This window comes from Pantoea sp. CCBC3-3-1, from assembly GCF_007981265.1.
In the GTDB taxonomy this organism is placed as follows: Bacteria; Pseudomonadota; Gammaproteobacteria; order Enterobacterales; family Enterobacteriaceae; genus Erwinia.
Map to the genome: position 1 here is coordinate 4,365,566 of NZ_CP034363.1, position 26,112 is coordinate 4,391,677.

The window sequence follows — 26,112 nt, forward strand, 5'->3', positions numbered from 1 at the left end:
ATCCCCCGTTTTAAAACAGCCCAAATTTATATTCGATGCCGACTTCTGCTGAAAGATTCGGTGAACGCATATAATCGCCTTGTGCATTCAGCAGTGGCGTAGATTTGTTGTTTTTATATGACCATCCGTAGCCGAACTGCGTCGCCAGCGTAAGCCCCTTCAGCTGCTCATCAGTCGGTTTCCAAAGATTTAACAGCGTCACTTCACCGGTGCGGACGGTATTATTTTTCCAGGTAAATTGACCATAGTTAATTTGTATCCCCGCCGACAGGCCTTGATACAATTCATATTGCGTTAGCGTTGTTAACGCCAACTCACCATCCCGCATATAATCTTTCCCTGCGGATGTTAAGGCGTTAAAACGGCCCCGGGTGTTTTTACCCATAAACCGGTCGTAATAGCCGACGGCATTTTGTTTTTTTGCACGGGTCCAGGCGAAACCAAAACGTTGCTTCCATTTATTTTCCTGCCAGCGAATTTCACCGGCATAATGCCACGCGTTGTTATCAAACTCTCTTTTTCCCGCAGGCATGGCTTTATAATTATCCAGCGCATAGCTGGCATAAATTTGTGAAGCCAGCGTCCATTGCCCGGTGACAGGCCAGACGACTTCAACCAGATGTCGGCGCAGATAATCTTTTGACTCACCATATGCCCAGGAAAAGGATTCGCCCCGATCGCGGTAATTCAGCCCGGTGGTAAAAACAGACTCAATCTCTTTGTTATCGGCGGTAAGAAAATGCACGCGGTCGGGCGAGTCCTGCATAACAGAACGCGTTACGTAAGCCGCATCTGCGCTAAAATTCAGCCAGTGCAGCGAACCGCTGTAGCCGAAGTAGCTGTTTTTAGCCAGACGATAAACATCGGTAATCACCCCAACGTTTTTCAGCTCATGCCAGCCGCTTTTCGCGTGTAGGCCCAGCGCCTCATCACCAAACTTCATCTTAACGTAACGCTGGCCGAAACGGCCGAAGCCGCCTGCGTTCTGTTTTTCGTATCCGCTACCGTGGTTATAAAGCAGTCCGCGCGTGGCAAAATAGTCGCTGGCACTAAGCTTCACGGCTCTGCTGTACGCGGCGTCAAAGCCAATGACATCGTTAAAATATCCCGAACGAAATGAGAGCGTGGCGGCTTGTCCCCAGGCGTTATGGACTGCTTTCGGTTGAGCTTCGTTTTCTTTCAGGTATTTCCAGTGATTGCGCAGCGTGAGATCCAGATGCGCATCATTAAAAAAGGCGTTACCGACGATCTTGTTTATGGTGTCAGACTTTTCTGCCTGCGCCATTGTCGAATACAACACGCTTAACAATGACACGATAAAAACATGACTGTTTTTCATATGACATTCCTTTGTCAAAAGCCCTGGTGAAGGCGAGTTGATTTTAAATAACGTCCAAAAATAAAGCGCAAAAAATTTTAGTTGGGTTCGCGTTCTGCTTATCCGATGCAGCTTGCGTTAAATCCCATGCATTTTTACTGCCCGATAAATATACACAGCAGAAATAAGACCACCAGCCTGAAAATTTTATTTTGTGAGCTGTCACGCAAATTAAAGTCAGCATATAAAAAACGCACCCGTTAATTAACGAACCTTTTACTTACTTAAGAAATAAAACGGAAGGGGATAATTAGAAAATAAATAACTGAATAAAGTTACGTTTATTGTTAATTTTATCTGGGTAATAAAATGTTTATTTAGGGAGCCGAAAACCCGTGCGGCTCCTGACATAAAATCAAGACCAAAGCGGTACGCCGCTGTGAAAGCGCAGCTCGCCGTCGGGTTCAGTAATCAACTTCGCTTCCGTTTCACCAATTTTACGTACGCGGTGCGTAATATCGCTCGCTGAAATTTGAGCCGCCAGCGCCAGATAATCCTGATAGTGTCGGGCTTCGGAGCGTAAAAGCGAAATGTAAAATGCCGCCAGTTCGTCATCGAGATAAGGTGCAAGGCTGGCAAAACGCTCGCACGAACGCGCTTCGATATAAGCCCCACAAATCAGCTTATCCACCAGCGTTTGCGGCTCATGGGTGGTGACTTCCCGCAACAGGCCTTTGGCGTAACGGCTGGCGGTAATTTTCACGTAGGGAATGTTACGCGCCTGCATAATTTCCAGCACCTGATAGAAGTGATGAAGCTCTTCTTTGATCAGCAACACCATTTTATCTACCAGCGCGTCGCCATAAGCGACGTCGGCACGGCTGATGATGGCTTTCGACAAGCCTTTGTGTTGCTCAAGGAACGCCAGATCGGCGTTTTCACTATGGACGAACTGCTCCCACGGCTTTAACCAGGCCAGCAGCGCATCGCCACTTTCTTTATCCGCCACATATTTGCGGATCAGCCACATGGCGGTTTGAGCGGCTTTCAGTTCGCAGACCAGATGATCCGTTAGCAGCAGCGGCAGGTTTTCGGGCTTGCGGGCTTCATCAATCCAGGCCTGTGGCGTACGGCAGTGCAGAAAAGAATGAACGGGGGCAAGCAGCGTGTCGATATTCATGCGGGTAAACAATCCGTAGAAAATAGAGTCAGACAGGCGGGTTTACAGCGCGGCAGGCGCGCCTGAGAGCTGACTTCACTCTCCGTTAAGAAAACAGTCGCGGAACGCTTGGGCGGAATAAATTCCGCCCGGATGCATTAGTGACGGGTACCGTCATCTTCTTCATCGGTAAAGTCACCCTCTTCGTCTTCATCCTCAGCGTCAGGATCTTCAAAATAGGTGCCCCAGCCATCGTAATCAACGTTGAATTTGGCGGCCAGATCGACCAGCTGCTCTACCTGAACATCGATTAATTCAGCATTCAGCGCTGCCTCACTCAGAATGTCGCAGCACATCACTTTTGTGCCGTCTTCGAGATCCAGCTCTTCCGGCTCGGTGACTTCGTAACCCAGTTTAAACGCTTCTACCGCCGCCTTTTCCAGCGCGTCGAAGCTGTCGCAGGAGAGGTGGTGTTCGATGGTATAGAGCGCATCCGGGTCGCTGCCGTCGTCTAACAGCTCTTCAATAATCAGTCGTGTTTCTTCACGCTGCTCTTCCAGCAATGCTTCATTTGCCATGATCCGTTCCTCTGTGTGTGGCATCTCTGGTAAGTATTTTCCCACAGTGTCCTCCGCGCCACTACCTTTATACAAAAGTTTCTGCACGCCGGGGTTGAAAATGAATATTCATACGGTTAAATTGAATTTTAATTCACATAAAACCCTCCGGAGTGCTTTATGAGTCACTTATTTCAACGCCATTTTCTCAGGCTGCTGGATTTTACCCCGGCTGAAATCACCGCACTGCTGGCGCTGGCCGCCAATCTCAAGACCGATAAGAAAAATGGCGAAGAAGTTCAGCACCTGAAAGCCAAAAATATTGCGCTCATCTTCGAAAAAGACTCGACCCGTACACGATGCTCTTTCGAAGTTGCCGCTTACGATCAGGGCGCTAATGTCACTTACCTCGGCCCAAGCGGCAGCCAGATTGGCCATAAAGAATCGATGAAGGATACGGCTCGCGTATTGGGCCGGATGTACCACGCTATTCAGTATCGCGGCCACGGTCAGGAGCTGGTCGAAGCACTGGCTGAACATGCTGGCGTACCGGTGTGGAATGGCCTGACTAACGAGTTTCATCCCACGCAGCTGCTGGCCGATTTATTGACCATGCAGGAACATCTGCCGGAAAAAGCCTTTAGCGAGATGACGTTCGCCTACGTTGGCGATGCGCATAACAATATGGGCAATACGATGATGGAAGCGGCTGCACTGGTTGGTCTGGATCTGCGTCTGGTGGCACCAAAAGGCTGCTGGCCAGACGAGGCGCTGGTGGCGGAATGTCGTCAGGCAGCGGAGAAAACCGGCGGCAAAATTACGCTGACGGAAGATATTGCCGAAGGTGTTCACGGGGCCGATTTTATCTATACCGATGTGTGGGTCTCGATGGGTGAGCCAAAAGAAGTCTGGCAGGAACGTATCGCCCTGTTACGCCCTTATCAGGTCAACAGCGCGATGCTTGAGCTGACGGGCAATCCGCAGGTTAAATTCCTGCACTGCCTGCCCGCTTTCCATGACGATCAGACCACGCTGGGCCAGCAGATGGCGGAGCAGTACGATCTGCACGGCGGCATGGAAGTGACCGATGACGTGTTTGAGTCCGCGCACAGCGTGGTGTTCGATCAGGCAGAAAATCGCCTGCATACTATCAAAGCGGTAATGGTGGCGACGCTGGCTAAGCTGCCATAATTTGGTTGAAGGCAAACGATTACTTTTGCTTGCCGGCGAGTGACGAACGCGTATAATGCCCCCCGTTTGCCTGGAGGATGCATGAAACTGAGCACTGCTGACATGACCATGACGTCACGCCTGACCGCAGGCGGGCAGCGCCGTTTTTCCTTAGCTGGCTTCACCGATCTGCAAAGAAAGCCCCTCATTGAGGGGCTTTTTTTTGCCCATTTTTCCGCTTACCGGCTCAGCTCAAGAGGAGAGTGAACATGGCTAACCCGCTATATCACAAACACATTATCTCAATTAACGATCTCAGCCGCGATGAGCTGGAACTGGTGCTGCGTACCGCAGCCAGCCTGAAAGCGACGCCGCAGCCGGAATTGCTGAAGCATAACGTTATCGCCAGCTGCTTCTTTGAGGCTTCCACGCGTACCCGCCTGTCGTTTGAGACGGCCATGCATCGCCTTGGCGCTTCCGTCGTGGGCTTTGCCGACGGCAGTAATACTTCACTGGGGAAAAAGGGTGAAACCCTTGCTGATACCATCTCAGTGATTGGTACCTACGTGGACGCGATTGTTATGCGTCATCCGCAAGAGGGTGCCGCCCGCCTGGCCACCGAGTTTTCCAACGGCGTACCCATTCTGAATGCCGGCGATGGTGCCAACCAGCATCCAACACAAACCTTGCTGGATCTGTTCACCATTCAGGAAACACAGGGCCGTCTCGATAACCTGAATATCGCCATGGTCGGCGATTTGAAATATGGCCGCACCGTGCATTCGCTCACCCAGGCACTGGCGAAATTTAACGGCAACCGCTTTTTGTTTATCGCGCCCGATGCGCTGGCGATGCCAGCCTATATTACCGACGTGCTTGACGAGAAAGGCATCGCCTGGAGCCGCCACGACAGCATCGAAGAAGTGGTGCCGCAGGTCGATATTCTCTATATGACGCGGGTGCAGAAAGAGCGTCTCGACCCCTCTGAATACGCCAATGTCAAAGCGCAGTTTGTCCTGCGTGCTGCCGATCTGGCTGGCGCTCGCGACAATATGAAAGTGCTGCATCCGCTGCCGCGTATTGATGAGATCACCACCGACGTGGATAAAACACCTTACGCCTGGTATTTCCAACAGGCGGGTAACGGTATTTATGCTCGCCAGGCGCTTCTGGCGCTGGTATTAAACAGCGAACTGGCTCTGTAAGGGGAACGATCATGACTCAGGATAATAAATTGCAGGTCGAAGCGATTAAACGCGGCACGGTAATCGACCATATTCCGGCACAGATTGGTTTTAAGCTGCTGTCGCTGTTCCGGCTGACGGAAACCGATCAGCGCATTACCATCGGCCTGAATCTGCCTTCCGGCGAAATGGGCCGCAAGGATCTGATCAAGATTGAAAATACGTTTCTGACCGACGATCAGATCAATCAGCTGGCCGTGTACGCGCCACACGCCACGGTAAACCGCATTGATAATTACGATGTGGTGGGCAAAATTTCCCCGACGCTGCCGGAAAATATCGACCGCGTGCTGACCTGTCCAAACAGTAACTGCATCAGCCGTAGCGAGCCGGTTAATTCCAGCTTCGCGGTCAGAAAACGTAATGAAGACGTACAGTTAAAATGCAAATACTGTGAAAAAGAGTTTGCCCATCACGTGGTGCTGGCAAACTGGTAATCAGTATACCGCGGCTTATAATAAGCCGTTTGGCGGCACCGCAGCCGCCTTCGCTAATCAGGTTAATACGGAGAAATTATGTCTCGCGAAATCAGTACTGAAAGCGCCCCCGCCGCCATTGGCCCTTATGTGCAGGGCGTCGATCTTGGCAGCATGATTATCACCTCGGGTCAGATCCCGGTCGATCCTAAAACCGGCGACGTGGCTGATGACGTTAGCGCACAGGCTCGCCAGTCGCTGGAAAACGTCCGCGCGATCGTTGAAGCCGCCGGGCTGAAAGTGGGCGATATCGTTAAAACTACCGTGTTCGTTAAAGATCTTAACGACTTCGCTACCGTGAATGCCGCTTATGAAGCCTTCTTCACCGAGCACAATGCCAGCTTCCCGGCACGCTCCTGTGTGGAAGTGGCACGCCTGCCGAAAGATGTGAAAATCGAAATCGAGGCCATCGCCGTTCGTCGCTAAGCCCCCCTTCCTCTCCCTGCGGGAGAGGAATATCCTGCCCTGCCGCCACGCCACCTTTCCCCACCAGCAAGCAAGCTTTTGCTGCGCTACAGCATTTACCTTTCCCGCTTTTTCCAGCAAACATGGTATGTTTACATCTTGTTACCTTTACGCATGGAAAGGCTATGGCTAAATACACGGCTCCGCAGATCGCCCTACACTGGCTTACCGCTGTTTTACTGATCGTTGCTTACGCCACCATGGAGCTTCGCGGCTTTACACAGCGTGGATCGTGGCAGGGATTCGCCATGATCATCACCCATTTCAGTGCCGGATTTTGCATTCTGCTCCTTATGCTGATGCGGCTTATGATGCGCACGCGTCGGCGCAGTCCCGACATTGTTCCGCCGCTGCAACGCTGGCAAACAGGCTTGTCTCATGCCGTGCATACCAGCCTTTATGCTTTGTTTCTTATCCTGCCGGTTTTGGGCATCACCTCGCGCTACCTGCGAGGCCGGGACTGGTGGCTGTTTGGCATGAATATGCCGGTGGCGTCGCAGCCCAATCTGGAGCTGGCACGGTCGTTAATCCAGTGGCACGAAACGCTTGCGCCTCTTGGCTACTGGCTGGTTGGCCTTCACGCTGCTGCTGCGCTGTTCCATCACTATTTTCTCAAAGATAATACGCTGCTGCGGATGATGCCTTCACGCCGGATCCGCTAGCGGCCGGGCCTCCGGCGAGCACGCGTAGATGCTCGCCGGACGAGTAAATCCTCTTCCCGCTACGATTCTGCTATCAAGTTGCCCTTTTCCTGTCGGGCGCTAACAATTATTTTCGCTTTTCCCCCTATTCTCACCGTTTCACCTTGCCAGTTAATGGCTAACCTTAGGGGAGAACAAAAAGGCAGCGAGCCTTCAGCCTGACCCCTTTCACCTGATATCAGGATTGAGCAATGACTAAAATTCCACCGTGGTGGCAGAACGGCGTTATTTATCAAATTTATCCCAAGAGTTTTCAGGACACGACCGGCAGCGGAACAGGCGATCTCGCTGGCGTTATCCAGCGTCTCGACTATTTAAAAACGCTGGGCGTGGATGCTATCTGGCTGACGCCGTTTTACCTCTCCCCGCAGGTGGATAACGGCTATGACGTGGCGAACTATATTGCTATCGATCCGAGCTATGGCACGCTGAACGATTTTGACAATCTGGTAGAAGAAACCCACCGGCGTGGGATGCGGCTTATCCTGGATATGGTTTTTAACCACAGCTCAACCCAGCATCACTGGTTTCACGAAGCGCTGAATAAGGAGAGCCCTTACCGATCTTATTATATCTGGCGAGACGGTACGCCGACCGAACCGCCAAACAACTGGTTATCGAAATTTGGCGGCCATGCCTGGCGGTGGCATCCGGAAAGTAGCCAGTATTATATGCATTTATGGGCGCCGGAGCAGGCAGAGCTGAACTGGGAAAACGATAATCTTCGCGCGGAACTGAAGCAGATCGTCAACTTCTGGGCAGATCGCGGTATCGATGGGCTCAGACTGGATGTGGTGAATTTGGTTTCCAAACATCAGGATTTCCCGGACGATCCGAACGGTGACGGGCTGCGCCTGTATACCGACGGGCCGCGCATCCATGAATATATGCGTGAGATGAGCCGCGATGTGTTTCGTCCGCGCGAGTTAATGACCGTCGGTGAGATGTCTTCGGCCACCCTTGAACACTGTCAGCAGTATGGCTCGCTGGACGGCGAAGAGTTATCGATGGTTTTCAGCTTTGATCATGTCGAAGTGGATTTTGTGAACGGCCAAAAATGGACGTTAACGCCGCTGGATCTGGTGGCGCAAAAAGCGATTTTTACCCACTGGCAGCATGGCATGCACGATAAAGCATGGAACGCGCTGTTCTGGTGTAACCACGATCAGCCGCGCGTGGTTTCGCGTTGGGGTGATGAAGGACAATATCGCGTGCAGTCGGCAAAAATGCTGGCGATGGTGCTGCACGGGATGCAGGGTACGCCCTATATTTTTCAGGGTGAAGAGCTGGGCATGACCAACCCACATTTTACCCGTATCATCGATTACCGCGATATCGAAAGCCATAACATGTACGCTGAACTGCGTTCGCAGGGGCGCGACAGCGATAATCTGCTGGAAATTCTTGCCAGTAAATCGCGCGATAATGGCCGCACGCCCATTCCGTGGAACGCTGGCGAGAACGGCGGTTTTACTACCGGCACGCCGTGGATTGGCATGAGTGACAATCTGGAAACGATCAATGCCGAGGCGGCGCTGGCGGATGAAAATTCCGTGTTTTATACCTACCAGCAATTGATCAAGCTGAGAAAACGCTATCCGATCCTTACCTGGGGCGATTATCTCGATCTGCTGCCGGATCACGCTTATCTGTGGTGCTACTGCCGCCGCTATGGCAAAGAAACCTTAGTGGTCGCCACCAACTTCAGCGGCGATACGCAGGTCTGGCACCCGCCTGCCTACAGCGGCCGCTGGGAAGTGTTAATCAGCAACTATCCCGATACGCATGTCACGCCTGGCGAAGTGATGCTGCGGCCCTGGGAGGCCGTATGGTGGTATCAGAAGCGCTGGGGTATGGAATAATAAATACGCCCGCCTCGTGCGGGCTTTTTTAGAGCGGCTCAAACAGCGCGGCCAGGTCGTCGCTGCTAAAGCTGCCTGGTTCGCTCAGCTCGTCTTCAAGAATGCCGCCAGCCAGCTCTGCTTTCTGCTGCTGCAACGCGACGATTTTCTCTTCAATGCTGCCAGCGGCAATCAGCTTGTAGACGAAAACCGGTTTGTCCTGCCCCAGACGATAAGCACGATCCGTTGCCTGATTTTCTGCGGCCGGGTTCCACCAGGGATCGTAGTGGATCACCGTGTCGGCAGCGGTGAGATTCAGGCCGACACCGCCCGCCTTCAGGCTGATCAAAAATACCGGCACTTCGCCATTCTGAAAGCGTCTGACCGGCTCGGTACGATCGCGCGTGCTGCCCGTGAGGATCACATACGGAATACGCGCTTTTTGTAACTCTTCGGCGATCAGCGACAGCATACTGGTGAACTGAGAAAAGATCAGGATGCGTCGATCCTCCGCCAGCAGATCGCTGAGCATTTCGCGCAGTAGCGTTAGCTTGGCCGAATGTTTTACCTTTGCCGCTTTGTCAGTATTCACCAGCCTCGGATCGCAACAGATCTGTCGCAGCTTAAGCAGCGCATCCAGCACCAGCAAATGGCTGCGTCCGGCACCCTGCTGTTCAACGGCCAGCCGGACGCGATCCTGCATCGCGCTGCGCACCGATTCATACAGATCCCGCTGTGTGCCTTCCATTTCAACCGAACGCACGATGGTATTTTTTGGCGGCAGCTCTTTGGCCACTTCCTGCTTGCGGCGACGCAGCATAAAAGGCCGCACGCGCCGTGCCAGCAGATCGCGCCGAACCCGATCGCCGTTGCGTTCTATCGGGATACGCCACTCCTGAGTAAACTGCTTTTCGCTGCCTAAAAAACCCGGCAACAGGAAGTCAAACTGGGACCACAGCTCGCCAAGGTGATTTTCTAACGGCGTGCCGGTCAGACACAAACGATGACGCGACTTGAGAGAACGGATCACATTTGCAGCCCGCGAAGCGCTGTTTTTAACGTACTGTGCCTCATCCAAAATCAGCAGATGATAGCTATAAGCCAGCAGTTGAGGCTGATCGCGCCACAGCAGTGAATAGGTTGTCAGTACGACGTCATAGCGTTCAATCTGCTCATAAAAATCTTTACGCTGTGGGCCGGTTAGCGCCAGCACGTTAAGATCCGGTGCAAAGCGACTGGCTTCCTGCGTCCAGTTATAGACCAGCGTGGTCGGCACCACGATCAAAGCGGGACGATCCAGCCGCCCCGCCTCTTTTTCCAGTAAAAGGTGCGCCAGCGTCTGGATGGTTTTTCCCAGCCCCATATCGTCAGCCAGCACGCCTGACAGATCCTGCGCCCGCAGAAACTGCATCCAGTTCACTCCCTGCTGCTGATAATCCCGTAGCTGCGACTTTAATCCTGTTGGCGGCGCAACAGGCTGAATGCCATTAGCAGAACGAAGCCGCTCCGCCAGCTGCACCACGCCCGTTTCGCCGTGAAACTCCCAGCGGCCCGTATCGCTCAGCGCCGTCAGTCTGCCCGCCTCAAAAGGCGCAATACGGAGCGGCGTTTCGCTGCCCTGGCTCCATAAATCAATCAGGCTACCGATGAGCGGCTTCAGACGACCAGCAAGAATATGCAGGCGTTCATTGCGGTCGCTGCGCAGCTCAATCACTTCATCATCCGGGATCGGTGACAGATCGCCAGACAACCAGCGGCGATCTTTTTGCAGCAGTCCGCTAAGCAGCGGCTGCATCTTTAGCTGTCGACCGCCAGTATTGGCTTCGATGTCGAGCGCAAACCAGCCGTCATGCCCCTGCACAGCGCGGCCATCAATGGATTCTATATCCGTCACGTTCCAGGTAAAGTCATCGTCCATGCTGATATCCCAGCCACGCTTGCGTAATTTGGGCAGCATGACCCGAATAAATTTACGCCACTGCGTTGGCACCGCCGGCGCGAAAATCGACGGCGGCAGCGGCGCGGAATGCGGCGTGTAAATATGGGTGGAAGGGATGGTATTCAGCCCCGCGGCGTTAATTTCCCGCAGCCAGACCTGCTCAAGATCGTGCTGACGTTCGATATGAAACAGTATGCCGTGGCGATCGGCAAACTGCTCGCCGTTACTGCCTGCCGCAACCAGTACACCCGCATAATCGAAATAGACGGCAGCAAAATCGAGACGCTTTTGCCGGTGGCCATAGCGGCCAAAGCCACTGATAAATTTTGCCCGGGATTCCAGACGCAGCTGAGGCACAGGATCGACGGCGAGGCTTTTAACTGCCTGAGTCGGTTTTGCCGGTTGCTGTTGCAAGTATGCGAGCATCACCGCCGCGACGTGGCGACAGTTATTTTTGACCGGACAAGTGCATTCTCCGCTGGCATGCAGCTTGCCCTGCGGACGGCTGAAATGCACCATCACCTGGAAAGGTTCGATTTTACTGCCCGGTACCTCACCGGTTAACAGATTGTTTTGCCACTGAATATTTTGCGCTTTTTCCACCAGACCTTTTGCTCTGGCCACGGTGCGTGCGCCCGTCCAGCGGCTGACCTGTTTTTCATTGTACGTCACAGAAGGCATCAGACTTGTATCCCGGAATCACCTGAGCAGACACGTAATCGCTGCGCATAACAGGCAATAATATGGATTCACGGCAGGTCTTTGCAACTCTGTGACGTCAATCAGGCGGCAAAAAACGTGTTCAGGCGGATTGTTGCGCGCTTGCTGGCCACAGGTTCATCGCCAGACGGGCAACGTGTTGAAGTGCTTCGCGGCTCGCTCCGTCACGCGCCTGCACTGACATGCCCTGTTGCAGGGTAACGTAAAGCTGCGCCAGCGCCCTGGTGTTGGTGTCCGCGGGAAGTTCGCCCTTCGCGACACCCTGATCCAACAGTCTGGCAATCAGTTTTTGGCCTTCCAGACGAGTACGGGTAACGATTTCGCCTAAACGTTCGTTGCCTTCGCTGGCGACCGTCGAAAGGGTAATCATGCAGCCTGCCGGATAGCCTGCCTGCGTCAGAACTTCTGCTGAACGCGCCAGCCAGGCCGCAACGCCTGCACGCGCGGTTTCCGCTGCGGCCAGCGGCTGCCAGATCTGCGGGCCAATATGGCTGGTGTAACAGGCGAGCACTTCCTCATACAGATCGTCTTTACTGCCAAATGCCGCGTATAGGCTTGGCGAATTGATGCCCATCGCCTGATAAAGATCGGTCATGGATGTTGCGGTATAGCCTTTTTGCCAGAACACACACATTGCGGCTTTCAACGCGGTCTCACGATCAAAACTTCTGGGTCTTCCTCTGCCTGCCATCGTCATTTCTCATTTTGTGCCGATCGTTATAATAATCCGGTTGACAGCGTGATGCAATCGCCCGCAGGATGATTCTGTATCGATCAACACATAATTGAGGTTATCATGAATATTCTGTCAGGAAAACGTGCGCTGGTTACAGGTGCCAGCCGTGGATTAGGCAAAGCAATCGCCCTTTCTCTTGCCGAACAGGGCGCGGATATCGCTATCACTTATGAAAAATCGGCGGACAAAGCCGAAGCGCTTGTTGCAGAAATCAAAGCGTCAGGCCGTCACGCCGTTGCTATTCAGGCCAGTAGCGCCATACCTGAAGATGCCCGCCGCTCGGTTGAGGAAACCCTCGCCGCGCTGGGAGGACTGGATATTTTGGTCAACAATGCCGGTATTGCGCGTGGCGGCCCGCTGGAAGAGATGTCGCTGAACGATATCGATGACCTGCTTAACGTTAACGTGCGCGGCGTGGTTCTTACGACCCAGGCTGCGCTTCCGCACCTTGCTAAAGGCAGTCGGATCATCAATATCGGCAGCTGCCTGGCAAATCGCGTTCCGATGCCAGGTATTACGGTCTACTCGATGACGAAGTCCGCTCTGCTCTCTTTTACCCAGGGCCTGGCTCGCGATCTGGGCTCAAGAGAAATTACCGTCAACCTTGTTCACCCCGGCCCTACCGACAGTGATATGAATCCGGCAGAAGGTGAAGGCGCCGAAGCCCAGCGGCAGTTTATCGCGCTGGGTCGCTATGGTACGGCAGAAGACGTTGCTGCCGCGGTGAGCTTTCTCGCCAGTCCGGCGGCAAAACAGATCACCGGCACGGGAATTACCGTCGATGGCGGCGCGAACGCCTGACAAAATTCTGCCGTTTTTAAGTGCTTAACTTTGCTTCGACATTTTTCATTCTTTGTTTCAGGTCAAAACAGTTGCAGTTAAAAAAACGAAAACACTACATGTAGCGACTATCATACCAGAAGGTATCTACATATAGTTTCTTCACAGGAATGAAGTCATGGTGTCGACAGTAATTAAGCGTGACGGCTGCAAAAGCGTCTTTGATGAAGCGCGTATCCTGGAGGCGATCAAAGGCGCGGCAGAAGCGGCGTCTATAAAAGACAGCGACTATTGCGCGGCGGTGACCCGTCAGATTTGCCAGCAGCTACAGCAGCATAACAGCGTGGATATTCACGATATTCAGAAAGCGGTTGAAAACACGTTAATGGCGGGTCGCTATCCCGAACTGGCACGCACCTACATCGAATATCGCCACGACCGGGATATCGCCCGCGAACGCCGTGGCAAACTGAATAAAGAAATTCAGGGGCTGGTTGAGCAAAGCAATCCGGCACTGCTGAATGAAAATGCCAATAAAGACAGCAAAGTCATCCCAACACAGCGCGATTTGCTGGCCGGGATCGTCGCTAAGCACTATGCCACTCAACATATTTTGCCGCGAGACGTGGTACTGGCACATGAACGAGGCGAGATCCATTATCACGATCTCGATTACTCGCCTTTCTTCCCCATGTTTAACTGCATGCTGATCGATCTGAAAGGCATGCTGACGCACGGCTTTAAAATGGGCAACGCGGAAATTGAACCGCCAAAATCCATTTCTACCGCCACCGCCGTTACCGCCCAGATCATTGCTCAGGTCGCCAGCCATATCTATGGCGGAACAACGATCAACCGCATTGATGAGGTGCTGGCACCCTTCGTTGAGGCCAGCCTTGAAAAGCATCGTCAGACGGCAAAAGAGTGGCACATTGCCGATGCCGAAGGCTATGCGCAAAGCCGTACCGAGAAAGAGTGTTTTGATGCTTTCCAGTCGCTGGAATATGAGGTCAATACGCTGCATACCGCGAATGGTCAGACCCCTTTTGTCACCTTCGGTTTTGGGCTGGGCACCTGCTGGTCAGCACGTCTGGTGCAACAATCCATTCTGCGCAACCGCATTGCCGGGCTGGGGAAAAATCATAAAACCGCCGTTTTTCCCAAGCTGGTTTTTGCTATCAAAGAGGGGTTAAACCGCTCGCCGGATGATGTCAATTACGATATCAAACAGCTGGCGCTGGAATGTGCCAGCAAGAGAATGTATCCCGATATCCTCAACTATGAGCAGGTGATTAGCGTCACCGGCTCGTTTAAAACCCCAATGGGCTGCCGCAGCTTTTTAGGCACCTGGGAAGAGAATGGCGAGCTGGTACATGATGGCCGCAATAATATCGGCGTCATTAGTCTTAACCTGCCGCGCATCGCGCTGGAGGCCAAAGGTAATGAAGCCCGCTTTTGGGATCTGCTGGATCAGCGTTTACGCCTGGCGAAAAAAGCGCTGATGACCCGCATTTCTCGCCTGGAGAATATTAAAGCTCGCGTTGCGCCAATCCTTTATATGGAAGGTGCCTGCGGCGTTCGTCTGGCGGCGGATGATAACGTAGCGGAGATCTTCAAACATGGCCGCGCCTCGATTTCGCTGGGCTATATCGGCATTCATGAAACGATTAACGCACTGAGCGGCGGTGCGACCCACCTTTATGATGACGAACAGCTACGGGCAAAAGCCGTTGCTATCGTCAGCCATTTACGTGATGCAGTTGACGGCTGGAAAGAGGAAACCGGCTACGGTTTCAGCCTGTACAGCACGCCAAGTGAAAATCTGTGCGACCGCTTCTGTCGTCTGGATACGGCTGAATTTGGCGTGGTGCCCGGCGTGACCGATAAAGGCTACTACACCAACAGTTTTCATCTCGACGTGGAGAAGAAGGTTAACCCGTACGATAAGCTCGACTTTGAAGCGGCTTATCCGCCGTTAGCCAACGGGGGTTTTATCTGTTACGGCGAATATCCCAATATCCAGCACAACCTGAAGGCGCTGGAAGATGTCTGGGATTACAGCTACAGCCGCGTGCCCTATTACGGCACCAATACGCCGATAGATGAATGCTACGACTGCGGTTTTACCGGCGAATTTGAATGCACCAGCAAAGGCTTCACCTGCCCAAAATGCGGTAATCATGATGCCTCGCGCGTCTCGGTTACACGCCGCGTGTGTGGTTATCTGGGCAGCCCGGATGCGCGGCCTTTTAACGCAGGCAAGCAGGAAGAAGTGAAGCGCCGCGTGAAACATCTTGCCGGGCCTTTGGGGTGAATATCCATCAATACTACCCGGTCGATATTGTTAACGGGCCGGGTACGCGCTGCACGCTGTTTGTGGCGGGATGTGAACACCAGTGCCCGGGTTGTTATAACAAAAGCACCTGGCGGCTGAACTCAGGCCATCCTTTCACTTTGCAGATGGAAGAACAGCTGATTGCCGACCTCACTGACACCCGCATTCCCCGCCAGGGCTTGACGCTGTCCGGCGGCGACCCGCTCCACCCCGCAAATGTTGCCGACGTCCTGCGGCTGGTCAAACGCGTTCGGCGTGACTGTGTGGGAAAAGATATCTGGCTTTGGACCGGCTACTGCCTGGCGGACCTGACGGCTGAACAGCAGCGCGTGGTACAGCAGATTAACGTGCTGGTGGATGGTAAATTTATTCAGGCACTGAAAGATCCCGCGCTGCGCTGGCGGGGAAGCAGCAATCAGGTCATCCACTATTTGCGTCAGGCCTGACGGGGAATATCGCCCGACTCAATTACCGTTATCTCCTGTCGCGCGGGGGTGAAAGCTTCCCGCATCATGACCGCAGCGACATCTTTCGCTTTTACCGCCCGCCAGTTGCCGGGAAGCCGCTTAAACAGCGGCGCCATTATCGATTCTCCCGCGCGGCTGCTCTCCCGTTCACCAAGCAATAAAGAGGGCCGAATCAGCGTCAGGCGCGGCCAGCGCTCTTTCTTCAGCGCATTTTCCATTTCGCCTTTCACCCGACTATAGAAAAAAGGTGAACGGGTGTTGGCACCATGAGCGCTGACGACCAGCAAATGTTTTGCGCCCAGACGCTGTGCGGCAATTGCCGTATCCAACACCAGCGTGTAATCCACATGCACAAAGGCTTCTTTGCTGCCCGCCTGACGCCGGGTGGTGCCGAGACAGCAGAACACCAGATCCAGCGGCGTCTGTAACGGCCCCAGCACGTCCGTCAGATCGGCTTCGACAAGATTGGTGACTTTATTCATCTCGGGTAATTTCCGTCGCGTCGGCGCGATGATTTCGCTGACTCGAGGATCGGCAATCAATAAACGCAGCAGATGACGGCCTACCAGCCCCGTCGCACCCGTGATCAATACTCGACTCATATCCTCTCCTTTTTGCTAAGTGTAGACCCTGCCGTTTCGCCCGCCATCAGACAGATGAACCACTATGTTTATCAGCAGCCTGTAGCGTATTACATCAGAGCTCCTTGATTTTTCAGGATTACCGACCACACTTAATCCGACATCAAAATTATAACCGGAGGAAAAGATGAGTAAGAAGATTGCTGTACTAATCACTGATGAATTCGAAGACTCCGAATTTACTTCCCCCGCCGACGCCTATACAAAAGCGGGTCACCAGGTCATCACCATTGATAAGAAAGCCGGCGTTACCGTAACGGGTAAACAGGGCAAAGCGAAAGTGAAGATTGATAAAGATATCGATCACGTCAATGCAGCCGATTTCGATGCGCTGCTGCTGCCGGGTGGACACTCGCCAGACAGCCTGCGTGGCGACGATCGCTTTGTGAATTTCACTAAGCAGTTTGTTGAGCTCGGCAAACCCATCTTTGCTATTTGCCACGGCCCACAGCTGCTGATCAGCGCCAACGCTGTGCGCGGTCGTAAGATGACGTCGGTGAAAGCCATCGCGATTGATTTAAAAAACGCGGGTGCTGATTTTTACGATAAAGAAGTGGTGGTGGATAACGACAAGCTTGTCTCCAGCCGCACGCCAGATGACTTACCCGCTTTTAACCGCGAATCGCTGCGCATTCTTGAGACCGCCTGATTAGCCTCGAAATTGATAATATGAAAAAGGCCAGGTTTTCCTGGCCTTTTTGGATGTTGACATAGTGCCGGCGCGAGGAACATGAGCCTTCCACAAAGACGCAAAAAGCGGCTTCCCTGCCAGCTCGGCCTGGGCCGTCCATGGCCCAGGACGCTTTGTTCCAGGCTCATGTTCCTCGCGCTTTGAGTTTGTTCGCTGTCTGTAAGGTCAGGTTTTCCTGACCTTTTTCATGCCTGCTATTGGGTTTCATCTTGCCGCAGCCAGTGCAGTTTTTTACCAAACCCTAATGCATTATCAGTCATTTTCAGCTCATCCGGCAGGATCTCCCATAAGGGTGCCGAAACCGTAGCCGCTATCGGGAAGCGCTTAATATAGGCTTTACGCGCCTGCTCTTTCTCTTCGCCTTCCAGTAACCGAATGCGGCCCGCATACTGCACGCCTTTGATCAGCAACACCGATTTAGGCTGGCCGTTAACCGTGCCCGCTACGCGGGGATCGCCGACGAACTGCGCGCCATGCCGCGTGCTTTCCTCGCTCATTAGCCAGAAAGCGACCTTCTCTGCATTGAAGACATAAAAACAGTTAGCGCACCAGACAGGATCGCCGCCGCAGACGGAGAGAACATGCTGCTTTTGCAGATAGCGAGTGATGGCTTTAAGCGGTTGAGAATCTGACATCGAAACCTCCCTGGAAAAAGGGTACTTTGCCACATTCCTTTGCCCGCATACAAAATGAAATGCCTTTCAGACCGCCACGTAACTGGTAGAATTCCGTTTCTGATCGACTGAGGCTGGATTGAATGGACGGCAAAGAAGCACCGTGGCATCTCTATATTGTGCAAACGGCCAAAGGCATGCTCTACACCGGTATCACTAACGATGTGGCGCGGCGCTTTAGCCAGCATCAGACCGGAAAAGGGGCGAAGGCATTACGTGGCAAAGGGCCGCTGACCCTGCTGTTTTATTGTGAGGCAGGCGATCGCTCCAGCGCATCAAAGCTCGAATATCAGGTAAAACAGCTGAAGAGGCAGGATAAAATCAGGCTGGTTGCTCACCAGCCTGATTTGTTAAGCGCCTGGCTGGAAGCGCTCAGGCATGGTTAAACGGGATGGAATAGTCGATGTGCCCTTCGACCTCATTGAACGCATTATCGGCCAGTTTGTAGACCTGGAAAGCCGCTTCGGCACCTGACCAGCGACAGCGCAGCTGATGGCGTGCCGCAGGTTCAAAACCAAAACGTCCGAAATAAGCGGGATCGCCGAGCACCACAACGGCGGCATAGCCAAACTCATTCAGCGTGTCCAGACCTTCATAAGTCAGCTGTTTACCCAGTCCCTGGCCACGTACGCTTTCATCTACCGCCAGCGGGGCTAATCCTACCCACTGATGATCTTCGCCATTCAGCGTTACCGGGCTGAAGGCTGCGTAGCCCAATACCTGTCCTTCATCATCGGTTGCCACAACGCCAAGCGTCAGCAAACCATCTTCACGCAGTTGCTGAACCAGCTCCGCTTCAGCGGAAGTAGTAAAACAGCGGCGTAACAGGCTGTCGATACTCGCCGCATCAACCCCGATCTCCGTACGAATTAACATGATGCACCTGCGCGATCAACCGTGGAAGTCGCGTCCTCAGTCAGTCCTGCCTCTACAAAATCAGCCAGCTGCATAAGCACAACGCGCAATGGCGTCGGCATGCGTTCCAGCTCAATGGCATCCATCAATTTTTCACCTCAAGCCCCAGTTCAGTATCACCTTCGATAATCAGGCGACGCTGGAAAAACAGGGTATCAGGATCCAGCCTGCGCGCTGCGATCAGCAGCAGATCGTTGGCATCACCGCGGAACCACACGTCCGCATCGGCCCGATCGGCTATCTGCAATTTTCCCTGCTCAACAGTGGTTACCCAGCACAGGCCGAGGTCACGGATTTCAATACCTAATCCATGCCCTTCCAGAAAGTTTAACTCACCTTCAGCCAGAGCATGATGAAATTGCCAATTCAGCAGCTGTTGCAGGCCCTGTTTTTTCAGGCTGAAGGGAGTCAGTTGCAGCGGGAGGCGCAAGAATTTCGGGCCTTTACGGACAATCTGCGCGCGTAACGGGTTCAACACCATCATCACTCCTGTTGAGAAAATTTCAGCTATTTTGCCACAGTGTCAGTTTTCAGCGGGCAGTTGGATCAATAAAGTAGCCGAACACCGGGCCTTTTTTAGCCGGTTATATCCGTTCAAAACGCGTTTAACTGCCTTAAATCAAAAACTGCTGTTACTGGTCAGATTAGCATTAAGGGTTCTTTTTTTAATCCGGAATTGCCTAATATGGAACTGCTTTGTCCTGCCGGTAATCTGCCTGCGCTGAAAGCGGCGATTGCTAACGGCGCTGATGCCGTCTATATCGGCCTCAAAGATGATACCAACGCCCGCCATTTTGCTGGTCTTAACTTCACTGAAAAACGCCTGCAGGAAGCCGCCCGCTATGTTCATCAGCATAGCCGCAAACTGCATGTTGCGATCAATACTTTTGCCCATCCAACCGGCTATCAGCGCTGGGAACGCGCTATTGATATGGCCGCCAATGCCGGGGTCGATGCGCTGATTCTGGCCGATATTGCCATGCTGGAATATGCCGCCCGTCGCTATCCTCAAATTGAGCGACACGTCTCGGTTCAGGCTTCAGCAACCAACGCCGAAGCGGTCAAATTTTACCAACGTCATTTTGATGTCGCTCGCGTTGTGCTGCCCCGCGTACTTTCCATTCATCAGGTTCGCCAGCTCTCCCGCACGACCACGGTACCGCTGGAGGTTTTCGCTTTCGGCAGCCTGTGCATCATGGCTGAAGGCCGCTGCTATCTCTCTTCCTATCTGACGGGCGAATCGCCGAATACCGTAGGTGCCTGCTCTCCGGCGCGCTTTGTCCGCTGGCAGCAAACGCCCAATGGACTGGAATCACGCCTGAACGAAGTGCTTATCGATCGCTACGGACGGGATGAGAATGCTGGCTATCCCACTTTATGTAAGGGCCGCTATAAGGTTGATGAACAGCGCTACCACGCGCTGGAAGAGCCCACCAGCCTGAATACTCTCGAACTGCTGCCTGAGCTGCTTGGGGCGAATATCGCTTCGGTGAAAATTGAAGGACGCCAGCGCAGCCCGGCGTATGTCGAGCAGGTCACCCGTATCTGGCGCCAGGCGATCGATCGCTGCAAAAGCAATCCACACGCGTTTATCCCCCAGCAAAGTTGGATGTCGGCGCTGAGTGCGCTGAGCGAAGGCACCCAAACCACGCTGGGCGCCTATCACCGTGAATGGCAGTAGGGAATATGATGAAATATGCATTGGGTCCAGTGCTCTGGTACTGGCCGAAAGAAACCTTACAGACGTTTTACCAACAGGCCGCCACCAGCCAGGCTGATATCATCTATCTTGGCGAAGCGGTATGCAGTAAGCGGCGCGCCGTCAGGTTTGCCGACTGGATGGCAATGGCAAAAGAGCTGGCCGCCGCCGGTAAACAAGTCGTGCTGAGCACCCTTGCCCTGGTGGAGTCACCTTCTGAACTGACCGAACTGAAACGCTATGTCGATAACGGCGAGTTTTTGATTGAAGCCAACGACATCGGGACGGTGAATATGGCAGCGGAAGCGGGCCTGCCCTTTGTCGCCGGCCATGCGCTGAACTGCTATAACGCCGTCACGCTGCGCCTGCTGCACAAGCTGGGGATGATCCGCTGGTGCATGCCGGTTGAGCTTTCACGAGACTGGCTGGTGAATCTGCTGAATCAGTGCGAGGAGTTAGGGATTCGCCACCAGTTCGAGGTGGAAGTATTGAGCTATGGCCATCTGCCGCTGGCGCTCTCTGCCCGCTGTTTTACCGCCAGAGCAGAAAATCGCGGCAAGGACGATTGCCAGACCTGCTGCATTAACTTTCCCAACGGCAGGAGCCTGCGAACTCAGGAAGATCAGCAGGTGTTCGTACTTAACGGTATCCAGACCATGAGCGGCTACTGCTATAACCTGGGCAACGATCTGCTCTCCATGCAGGGCATCGTCGATATTGTTCGGCTCTCTGCGCAAAGCAGCGAAACGTTCTCGCTTATTGACGATTTCCGTGCGAACGAAAAAGGGGAATATCCGCTACCTCTTACTCCGCATCAGCAGTGCAACGGCTACTGGCGCCAGGTCGCCGGGCTTGAATTGATCGAATGATCCCTGAGCAGGCCTTGCGCCTGCCTGTGGCAAAATAAATGCAATTATTATGGTTACAGGTTGATATACTGACAGGTAGCTACACCCTGGGCGCTCCGCAGTTTCGGCCATGAAAGTGCTGCAAACTGCCAATCTGGTGAGCGAAAGATCGCTTAGGCTGTGTGTTTGTTTTGGCGCTACCGCCGCCCTTCGAATAAGTGAGCAATTTATGTCTGATAAAAAAACTGTTCCTCTGTCGGTATTGGATCTGGCCCCTATTCCGCAAGGTGCGAGCGCGCGCGATGCTTTCCATTCTTCGCTGGCGCTGGCACAACAGGCGGAAAAGCTCGGCTTTAACCGCTACTGGCTGGCTGAGCATCATAATATGACGGGTATTGCCAGCGCCGCGACTTCGGTGCTGATTGGCTATCTGGCGGCAAACACCACCACTCTGCGTCTTGGATCCGGCGGCGTTATGCTCCCTAACCATTCGCCACTGGTTATCGCCGAGCAGTTCGGTACGCTCGAATCACTCTATCCGGGCCGAATCGATTTAGGCCTTGGCCGTGCGCCAGGCTCCGATCAACGCACCATGATGGCGCTGCGTCGTCATATGGGCGGCCACGTTGATAATTTTCCTGCCGATGTTTCTGAGATGATCGCCTGGTTTGACGCGGAAGGTTCAGCTCAGCCAGCGGTACAGCCTGTGCCTGGTCTGGGATTGAAGATCCCTGTCTGGTTGTTGGGGTCAAGTCTGTACAGCGCCCAGCTCTCGGCTAAGCTTGGCCTGCCGTTTGCTTTTGCTTCGCATTTCGCGCCGGATATGCTGTTCCAGGCGCTGCATCTGTATCGTGAAAACTTTAAGCCTTCCGCTCGCCTTGAAAAACCGCATGCAATGGTGTGTGTCAACGTGGTGGCGGCTGACAGTGAAAATGACGCACGTTTCCTGTTTACCTCAATGCAGCAGCAGTTCGTTAATCTGCGTCGGGGCAGGCCGGGTCCGCTGCCTGCGCCAGTAGAAAACATGGATAACTTCTGGTCTCCGTCCGAACAGTATGGCGTGCAGCAGGCGTTAAGTATGTCGATCGTCGGTGATGGCGATAAAGTTCGTCATGGGCTGGCTTCCCTGATCCGTGAAACGCAGGCCGATGAGATTATGGTTAACGGGCAGATTTTCGATCAGCAGGCGCGGTTGCGCTCTTTCGAGCTGGCAATGGAAGCGCACCAGTCGCTCTGAGCGGCAGATATCTTCAGCTGAAGAGGATAAAGGCAGTGAGTCCGTCAGGTTCACTGCCTTCTTTTTATCAACGATTAATAGCGCAGCTTAGCGGCACCAAAAACAATCACTAAAAATGCGGCGGCGACCAGCGTAAAGGCAACATAAAGGCTGGAGATGTGCGCTATCCAGCCGAGCAGCGCAGGTCCGCCCAATACGCCAAGATAGCCAAGCGTTGCCACCATTGAGACAGACATGTTAACCGGCATTACTTTTTCCTGGCTGGCAAGGGTAATAAGCACCGGGACAATATTGGCCGCGCCAATACCAATCAGCGCAAACCCGCACAGCGACAGCAGCCAGCCGGGTAATAAGACTACCATCATATAGCCAGCCAGCCCGGCAAGTCCGCCATAAATCAGCACGCGTTTACGGCCCAGCCGGGTAACCACCGCATCGCCAGTCAAACGCATTAGCGACATTGCTGAAGCAAAGATCGCAAACCCCCATCCGGTATGCGCGACCGCCATTCCGCGGTTATCCGTCATAAATACTCCGCTCCAGTCAATGACCGCGCCTTCGGCCATAAAAGAGATCATCGCCATTATCGCCATCAGGATCAGGCGGAAGTTAGGTCGGGCCTTACCAGCAGAGTGGTTTTCTGGCTCATGGTTACCGAAAGGGAGAAGCGCATTAAAAGAAAGCAGCAGTATTAGCACAATGAAACCACTGGTAATCCAGGTACTTTGTAGCGGCGTCAGACCTGCGCTAAACAGCATTGCTCCCCCTGCTGCGCCCGCAATGCCCCCCACGCTCCACATACAGTGAAAACCGGACATCAGAGGTTTATCGGACGCCTGTTCCACCAGCGAGCCCTGTACGTTCATCGCGACGTCAGCCAGACCAATTCCCATCCCAAAGATAAAGAGACTTAGCGCCAGCAAACGCAAATCGTCAAGCGTAGCAAGGAAGGGAAGCATCAGACAATAAACTAACACTGACCCCACAATCACGCTGCGACAGCCAAAACGACCAATCAAACGGCCCGAACCGATCATTGAGAGCAGCGAACCCGCACCCAGACAGAGCAAAAGTAGCCCAAGCTCGCCCGCCGCTGACCCGGTACGCTGTTGAGCATAAGGCACCAGCGTCGCCCAAAGACCCATAGCCATTCCGGTGACAAAAAATATCGCTCTGGTAGTAAGACGACTGGCATGGCTGTTAGTCATTGCGAGGTTGTTTTCAGACACGGGCTTCCCTTAGTTCATGAGTTGTTAGCTTCAAGGGAAGTGTAATCGGACTGACGGGATTTTTTATTTAATTGGCGTAATTTATCTCAGGTCGTGAACTTATTTACCGACGCTTACCCAATCAACAGGCAAAAAAAATGCCGGTCATTTGCATGACCGGCATTTCTATAGCGGGCGTGTTAAACGCCCGGGCAATTACGCGTCACGACGACGTGTTGGCGCGCTGCCCGCTTCTTCACGACGTGGGCCACGGCTGCCACCGTCACGGCTGAAACCACCGCCACGACGCTCACCGCCACCGCTACGCTCGTTGCTGAAGCGACGACCGCCTTCAGGACGTGCACCTTCGCTACGACCGCCAGCGAAACCGCCACGACCTGCACCACCGCCACGGCGTTCGCCGCCGCGTTCAGCACCACGTTCGTTGCTGCGAGGCTGCGCATCACCGATCAGCTGCATGTTCATCGGCTTGTTCAGAATACGCGTACGGGTGAAGTGAGACAGAATATCACCCGGCATGCCTTTCGGCAGCTCGATAGTTGAGTGCGTACCAAACAGCTTGATGTTACCGATGTAACGGCTGCTGATGTCGCCTTCGTTAGCGATAGCACCAACGATATGACGAACTTCAACACCATCATCACGGCCAACTTCGATACGGTAAACTTCCATATCGCCAACGTCACGACGTTCACGACGTGGACGCTCGCCGTCACGGCTTTCGCGTGGACCACGGTCCGGGCGATCGCCACGACGGTCATCGCGACGATCGTCACGATCTTTGAATTCGCGACGTGGACGTGGAGCCGGGTCGGCTGGCACGATCAGTGGGCGTTCGCCCTGAGCCATTTTCAGCAGCGCGGCAGCCAGCGTTTCGATATCCAGCTCTTCTTCCGCAGGCTGCATTTTGCTCAGCAGCGCACGGTACTGTTCCAGATCGCTGCTTTCCAGCTGCTGCTGAACTTTAGCCGCAAACTTAGCCAGACGACGTTGACCCAGCAGTTCTGCACCTGGCAGCTCAACTTCTGGAATGGTCAGCTTCATGGTGCGTTCAATGTTACGCAGCAGACGACGCTCACGGTTCTCAACGAACAGCAGCGCACGGCCAGCACGACCCGCACGGCCGGTACGGCCGATACGGTGAACGTAAGACTCAGCATCCATAGGGATGTCGTAGTTTACCACCAGGCTGATACGCTCAACGTCCAGACCACGGGCCGCAACGTCGGTTGCGATCAGAATGTCCAGGCGGCCATCTTTCAGGCGCTCCAGCGTCTGCTCGCGCAGTGCCTGGTTCATGTCGCCGTTCAGAGCAGCACTGTTGTAACCGCTGCGCTCCAGCGCTTCGGCCACTTCCAGCGTGGCGTTTTTGGTACGGACGAAAATGATCGCCGCATCAAAATCTTCTGATTCCAGGAAGCGAACCAGCGCGTCAGTCTTACGACCGTAAGCGGTCCAGTAGCTCTGGCTGATATCAGGACGCGTGGTCAGGCTTGACTGAATACGCACTTCCTGTGGATCTTTCATGAAGCGTTTCGTAATACGACGAATCGCTTCTGGCATGGTTGCAGAGAACAAAGCAGTCTGATGATCGGCTGGAATCTGAGCCATGATCGTTTCAACGTCTTCGATAAAGCCCATACGCAGCATTTCATCAGCTTCGTCCAACACCAGTCCGCGCAGGTTAGAAAGGTCTAACGTGCCGCGTTTCAGGTGGTCCAACAGGCGTCCAGGTGTACCCACAACAACTTGTGGACCCTGACGCAGAGCACGCAGCTGTACGTCATAACGCTGGCCGCCGTAAAGGGCCACCACGTTAAGACCGCGCATGTGTTTAGAGAATTCAGTTACGGCTTCTGCAACCTGAACCGCCAACTCACGAGTTGGTGCCAGCACGAGGATCTGTGGTGCTTTCAGGTTGCTGTCAATGTTGTGTAGCAGTGGCAGCGAGAACGCTGCTGTTTTACCGCTCCCGGTCTGTGCCATACCCAACACGTCACGGCCCGCCAGCAGGTGAGGAATACACTCAGCCTGGATCGGAGATGGCTTTACATAGCCCATGCCGTTAAGTGATTCGAGAATGGATTCATTCAGACCAAGGTCAGCAAAAGTGGTTTCAATATCAGTCATGTAGTACACGTGCCTCTTAGATTGCGGCGGCCAGTCTACATAACTCGTCGTGAAAACTTTCAGTCATTTTCATCAAAAAGTGTGAACCGGCTCAAATTAGTGGTTTCGACGAACAAAAAAGCCCTCATCCGTTAAGATGA

At 53.6% G+C, this 26,112-nt stretch carries 26 protein-coding genes and 1 pseudogene; 15 read left to right on the top strand and 12 right to left on the bottom strand.

The window, feature by feature from the left end:
* Positions 1-10 precede the first annotated feature (10 nt).
* From EHV07_RS20395 to rraB, 3 genes are all read right to left on the bottom strand, one after another.
* Positions 11-1,339 carry an OprD family outer membrane porin gene (locus EHV07_RS20395; protein WP_147199962.1) on the bottom strand — a complete coding sequence of 443 codons (1,329 nt, stop codon included), beginning with the start codon at positions 1,337-1,339 and terminating at the stop codon, positions 11-13.
* A 394-nt stretch (positions 1,340-1,733) separates the two neighbouring features.
* A complete protein-coding gene (gene miaE / locus EHV07_RS20400) occupies positions 1,734-2,498 on the bottom strand; it encodes a tRNA isopentenyl-2-thiomethyl-A-37 hydroxylase MiaE (RefSeq protein ID WP_147199963.1) in 765 nt (254 codons plus the stop codon).
* Between the two features lie 137 nt (positions 2,499-2,635).
* A complete protein-coding gene (gene rraB, locus EHV07_RS20405; RefSeq protein WP_147199964.1) occupies positions 2,636-3,055 on the bottom strand; it encodes a ribonuclease E inhibitor RraB in 420 nt (139 codons plus the stop codon).
* Between the two features lie 159 nt (positions 3,056-3,214).
* Here rraB and argF point away from each other — a divergent pair, with 159 nt between their 5' ends.
* The 7 genes from argF (at position 3,215) to treC (ending at position 8,952) form a co-directional block, all read left to right on the top strand.
* Entirely contained in the window at positions 3,215-4,225 is a 1,011-nt protein-coding gene (argF, locus tag EHV07_RS20410) for an ornithine carbamoyltransferase (RefSeq protein ID WP_147199965.1), read from the top strand.
* Positions 4,226-4,306: 81 nt separating this feature from the next.
* On the top strand, positions 4,307-4,471 hold the full coding sequence (locus EHV07_RS24610; RefSeq protein ID WP_168199572.1) for a hypothetical protein: 165 nt from the start codon (positions 4,307-4,309) through the stop codon (positions 4,469-4,471).
* A gap of 2 nt (positions 4,472-4,473) precedes the next feature.
* Positions 4,474-5,409 carry an aspartate carbamoyltransferase gene (pyrB, locus tag EHV07_RS20415; protein WP_147199966.1) on the top strand — a complete coding sequence of 312 codons (936 nt, stop codon included), beginning with the start codon at positions 4,474-4,476 and terminating at the stop codon, positions 5,407-5,409.
* 11 nt (positions 5,410-5,420) lie between these two features.
* The gene (gene pyrI, locus EHV07_RS20420) at positions 5,421-5,885 is read left to right on the top strand and encodes an aspartate carbamoyltransferase regulatory subunit (protein WP_147199967.1); all 465 of its coding nucleotides are present in this window, start codon (positions 5,421-5,423) and stop codon (positions 5,883-5,885) included.
* A 78-nt stretch (positions 5,886-5,963) separates the two neighbouring features.
* On the top strand, positions 5,964-6,350 hold the full coding sequence (ridA, locus tag EHV07_RS20425; protein ID WP_147199968.1) for a 2-iminobutanoate/2-iminopropanoate deaminase: 387 nt from the start codon (positions 5,964-5,966) through the stop codon (positions 6,348-6,350).
* A gap of 164 nt (positions 6,351-6,514) precedes the next feature.
* Entirely contained in the window at positions 6,515-7,051 is a 537-nt protein-coding gene (cybB, locus tag EHV07_RS20430) for a cytochrome b561 (protein WP_147199969.1), read from the top strand.
* 230 nt (positions 7,052-7,281) lie between these two features.
* Positions 7,282-8,952, top strand: a complete 1,671-nt coding sequence (treC, locus tag EHV07_RS20435) for an alpha,alpha-phosphotrehalase (protein ID WP_147199970.1) — start codon at positions 7,282-7,284, stop codon at positions 8,950-8,952.
* Positions 8,953-8,980: 28 nt separating this feature from the next.
* On the opposite strand, the gene EHV07_RS20440 is transcribed toward treC, so the two are convergent.
* Positions 8,981-11,551, bottom strand: a complete 2,571-nt coding sequence (locus tag EHV07_RS20440; protein ID WP_147199971.1) for a DEAD/DEAH box helicase — start codon at positions 11,549-11,551, stop codon at positions 8,981-8,983.
* Positions 11,552-11,672: 121 nt separating this feature from the next.
* Positions 11,673-12,281 carry a TetR/AcrR family transcriptional regulator gene (locus EHV07_RS20445; RefSeq protein ID WP_147199972.1) on the bottom strand — a complete coding sequence of 203 codons (609 nt, stop codon included), beginning with the start codon at positions 12,279-12,281 and terminating at the stop codon, positions 11,673-11,675.
* A 105-nt stretch (positions 12,282-12,386) separates the two neighbouring features.
* On the opposite strand from EHV07_RS20445, the gene EHV07_RS20450 reads away from it, so the two are divergent.
* The 3 genes from EHV07_RS20450 to nrdG all read left to right on the top strand — a co-directional run bounded on the left by EHV07_RS20450 (position 12,387) and on the right by nrdG (position 15,887).
* Complete coding sequence (locus tag EHV07_RS20450; RefSeq protein ID WP_147199973.1) at positions 12,387-13,127, top strand: 3-oxoacyl-ACP reductase family protein; 741 nt, start codon at positions 12,387-12,389, stop codon at positions 13,125-13,127.
* A gap of 157 nt (positions 13,128-13,284) precedes the next feature.
* Complete coding sequence (gene nrdD, locus EHV07_RS20455) at positions 13,285-15,420, top strand: anaerobic ribonucleoside-triphosphate reductase (RefSeq protein WP_147199974.1); 2,136 nt, start codon at positions 13,285-13,287, stop codon at positions 15,418-15,420.
* Positions 15,417-15,887, top strand: coding sequence for an anaerobic ribonucleoside-triphosphate reductase-activating protein (nrdG, locus tag EHV07_RS20460; protein WP_147199975.1), 471 nt, complete (start codon positions 15,417-15,419; stop codon positions 15,885-15,887). Before nrdD ends, nrdG begins: the two co-directional genes overlap by 4 nt.
* Here nrdG and EHV07_RS20465 read toward each other — a convergent pair.
* Positions 15,878-16,510 (bottom strand): NAD(P)H-binding protein, encoded by a 633-nt coding sequence (locus EHV07_RS20465; RefSeq protein ID WP_147199976.1) that lies wholly within the window; start codon positions 16,508-16,510, stop codon positions 15,878-15,880. The two genes, nrdG and EHV07_RS20465, sit on opposite strands and share 10 nt — an antisense overlap.
* A 166-nt stretch (positions 16,511-16,676) precedes the next feature.
* Here EHV07_RS20465 and EHV07_RS20470 point away from each other — a divergent pair, with 166 nt between their 5' ends.
* Positions 16,677-17,198, top strand: a complete 522-nt coding sequence (locus EHV07_RS20470) for a type 1 glutamine amidotransferase domain-containing protein (RefSeq protein ID WP_147199977.1) — start codon at positions 16,677-16,679, stop codon at positions 17,196-17,198.
* A 236-nt stretch (positions 17,199-17,434) separates the two neighbouring features.
* On the opposite strand, the gene EHV07_RS20475 is transcribed toward EHV07_RS20470, so the two are convergent.
* The gene (locus tag EHV07_RS20475) at positions 17,435-17,875 is read right to left on the bottom strand and encodes a YhbP family protein (RefSeq protein ID WP_147199978.1); all 441 of its coding nucleotides are present in this window, start codon (positions 17,873-17,875) and stop codon (positions 17,435-17,437) included.
* Positions 17,876-17,997: 122 nt separating this feature from the next.
* Here EHV07_RS20475 and EHV07_RS20480 point away from each other — a divergent pair, with 122 nt between their 5' ends.
* Positions 17,998-18,300, top strand: coding sequence for a GIY-YIG nuclease family protein (locus tag EHV07_RS20480; protein WP_147199979.1), 303 nt, complete (start codon positions 17,998-18,000; stop codon positions 18,298-18,300).
* Here the strand turns inward: EHV07_RS20480 and EHV07_RS20485 are convergent.
* Positions 18,287-18,790 (bottom strand): GNAT family N-acetyltransferase, encoded by a 504-nt coding sequence (locus tag EHV07_RS20485; RefSeq protein WP_147199980.1) that lies wholly within the window; start codon positions 18,788-18,790, stop codon positions 18,287-18,289. The genes EHV07_RS20480 and EHV07_RS20485 overlap by 14 nt on opposite strands.
* Positions 18,784-19,307 (bottom strand): annotated as a pseudogene (locus EHV07_RS20490) (SCP2 domain-containing protein). The gene EHV07_RS20485 and the pseudogene EHV07_RS20490 overlap by 7 nt, the downstream one beginning before the upstream one ends.
* 207 nt (positions 19,308-19,514) lie before the next feature.
* On the opposite strand from EHV07_RS20490, the gene EHV07_RS20495 reads away from it, so the two are divergent.
* The 3 genes from EHV07_RS20495 to EHV07_RS20505 all read left to right on the top strand — a co-directional run bounded on the left by EHV07_RS20495 (position 19,515) and on the right by EHV07_RS20505 (position 22,613).
* A complete protein-coding gene (locus tag EHV07_RS20495; protein WP_147199981.1) occupies positions 19,515-20,510 on the top strand; it encodes a peptidase U32 family protein in 996 nt (331 codons plus the stop codon).
* 8 nt (positions 20,511-20,518) lie between these two features.
* The gene (locus tag EHV07_RS20500; protein WP_147200686.1) at positions 20,519-21,397 is read left to right on the top strand and encodes a U32 family peptidase; all 879 of its coding nucleotides are present in this window, start codon (positions 20,519-20,521) and stop codon (positions 21,395-21,397) included.
* Between the two features lie 208 nt (positions 21,398-21,605).
* Complete coding sequence (locus tag EHV07_RS20505) at positions 21,606-22,613, top strand: luciferase-like monooxygenase (protein WP_147199982.1); 1,008 nt, start codon at positions 21,606-21,608, stop codon at positions 22,611-22,613.
* A 74-nt stretch (positions 22,614-22,687) separates the two neighbouring features.
* Here the strand turns inward: EHV07_RS20505 and EHV07_RS20510 are convergent, their stop codons facing one another.
* The 3 genes from EHV07_RS20510 to yrbN all read right to left on the bottom strand — a co-directional run bounded on the left by EHV07_RS20510 (position 22,688) and on the right by yrbN (position 26,045).
* A complete protein-coding gene (locus EHV07_RS20510) occupies positions 22,688-23,842 on the bottom strand; it encodes an MFS transporter (RefSeq protein ID WP_168199654.1) in 1,155 nt (384 codons plus the stop codon).
* Between the two features lie 195 nt (positions 23,843-24,037).
* On the bottom strand, positions 24,038-25,972 hold the full coding sequence (locus EHV07_RS20515) for a DEAD/DEAH family ATP-dependent RNA helicase (RefSeq protein WP_147199983.1): 1,935 nt from the start codon (positions 25,970-25,972) through the stop codon (positions 24,038-24,040).
* A 16-nt stretch (positions 25,973-25,988) separates the two neighbouring features.
* Positions 25,989-26,045: a protein YrbN gene (yrbN, locus tag EHV07_RS25235; RefSeq protein ID WP_098053093.1), complete on the bottom strand. Its 57-nt coding sequence runs from the start codon at positions 26,043-26,045 to the stop codon at positions 25,989-25,991.
* Positions 26,046-26,112: the final 67 nt, after the last annotated feature.

Excerpts from the sequence above, each read along its gene's own strand:
- EHV07_RS20395 (WP_147199962.1), bottom strand. The coding sequence starts at position 1,339 with ATGAAAAACAGTCATGTTTTTATCGTGTCATTGTTAAGCGTGTTGTAT.
- miaE (WP_147199963.1), bottom strand. The coding sequence starts at position 2,498 with ATGAATATCGACACGCTGCTTGCCCCCGTTCATTCTTTTCTGCACTGC.
- rraB (WP_147199964.1), bottom strand. The coding sequence starts at position 3,055 with ATGGCAAATGAAGCATTGCTGGAAGAGCAGCGTGAAGAAACACGACTG.
- argF (WP_147199965.1), top strand. The coding sequence starts at position 3,215 with ATGAGTCACTTATTTCAACGCCATTTTCTCAGGCTGCTGGATTTTACC.
- EHV07_RS24610 (WP_168199572.1), top strand. The coding sequence starts at position 4,307 with ATGAAACTGAGCACTGCTGACATGACCATGACGTCACGCCTGACCGCA.
- pyrB (WP_147199966.1), top strand. The coding sequence starts at position 4,474 with ATGGCTAACCCGCTATATCACAAACACATTATCTCAATTAACGATCTC.
- pyrI (WP_147199967.1), top strand. The coding sequence starts at position 5,421 with ATGACTCAGGATAATAAATTGCAGGTCGAAGCGATTAAACGCGGCACG.
- ridA (WP_147199968.1), top strand. The coding sequence starts at position 5,964 with ATGTCTCGCGAAATCAGTACTGAAAGCGCCCCCGCCGCCATTGGCCCT.
- cybB (WP_147199969.1), top strand. The coding sequence starts at position 6,515 with ATGGCTAAATACACGGCTCCGCAGATCGCCCTACACTGGCTTACCGCT.
- treC (WP_147199970.1), top strand. The coding sequence starts at position 7,282 with ATGACTAAAATTCCACCGTGGTGGCAGAACGGCGTTATTTATCAAATT.
- EHV07_RS20440 (WP_147199971.1), bottom strand. The coding sequence starts at position 11,551 with ATGCCTTCTGTGACGTACAATGAAAAACAGGTCAGCCGCTGGACGGGC.
- EHV07_RS20445 (WP_147199972.1), bottom strand. The coding sequence starts at position 12,281 with ATGGCAGGCAGAGGAAGACCCAGAAGTTTTGATCGTGAGACCGCGTTG.
- EHV07_RS20450 (WP_147199973.1), top strand. The coding sequence starts at position 12,387 with ATGAATATTCTGTCAGGAAAACGTGCGCTGGTTACAGGTGCCAGCCGT.
- nrdD (WP_147199974.1), top strand. The coding sequence starts at position 13,285 with ATGGTGTCGACAGTAATTAAGCGTGACGGCTGCAAAAGCGTCTTTGAT.
- EHV07_RS20465 (WP_147199976.1), bottom strand. The coding sequence starts at position 16,510 with ATGAGTCGAGTATTGATCACGGGTGCGACGGGGCTGGTAGGCCGTCAT.
- EHV07_RS20470 (WP_147199977.1), top strand. The coding sequence starts at position 16,677 with ATGAGTAAGAAGATTGCTGTACTAATCACTGATGAATTCGAAGACTCC.
- EHV07_RS20475 (WP_147199978.1), bottom strand. The coding sequence starts at position 17,875 with ATGTCAGATTCTCAACCGCTTAAAGCCATCACTCGCTATCTGCAAAAG.
- EHV07_RS20480 (WP_147199979.1), top strand. The coding sequence starts at position 17,998 with ATGGACGGCAAAGAAGCACCGTGGCATCTCTATATTGTGCAAACGGCC.
- EHV07_RS20485 (WP_147199980.1), bottom strand. The coding sequence starts at position 18,790 with ATGTTAATTCGTACGGAGATCGGGGTTGATGCGGCGAGTATCGACAGC.
- EHV07_RS20495 (WP_147199981.1), top strand. The coding sequence starts at position 19,515 with ATGGAACTGCTTTGTCCTGCCGGTAATCTGCCTGCGCTGAAAGCGGCG.
- EHV07_RS20500 (WP_147200686.1), top strand. The coding sequence starts at position 20,519 with ATGAAATATGCATTGGGTCCAGTGCTCTGGTACTGGCCGAAAGAAACC.
- EHV07_RS20505 (WP_147199982.1), top strand. The coding sequence starts at position 21,606 with ATGTCTGATAAAAAAACTGTTCCTCTGTCGGTATTGGATCTGGCCCCT.
- EHV07_RS20515 (WP_147199983.1), bottom strand. The coding sequence starts at position 25,972 with ATGACTGATATTGAAACCACTTTTGCTGACCTTGGTCTGAATGAATCC.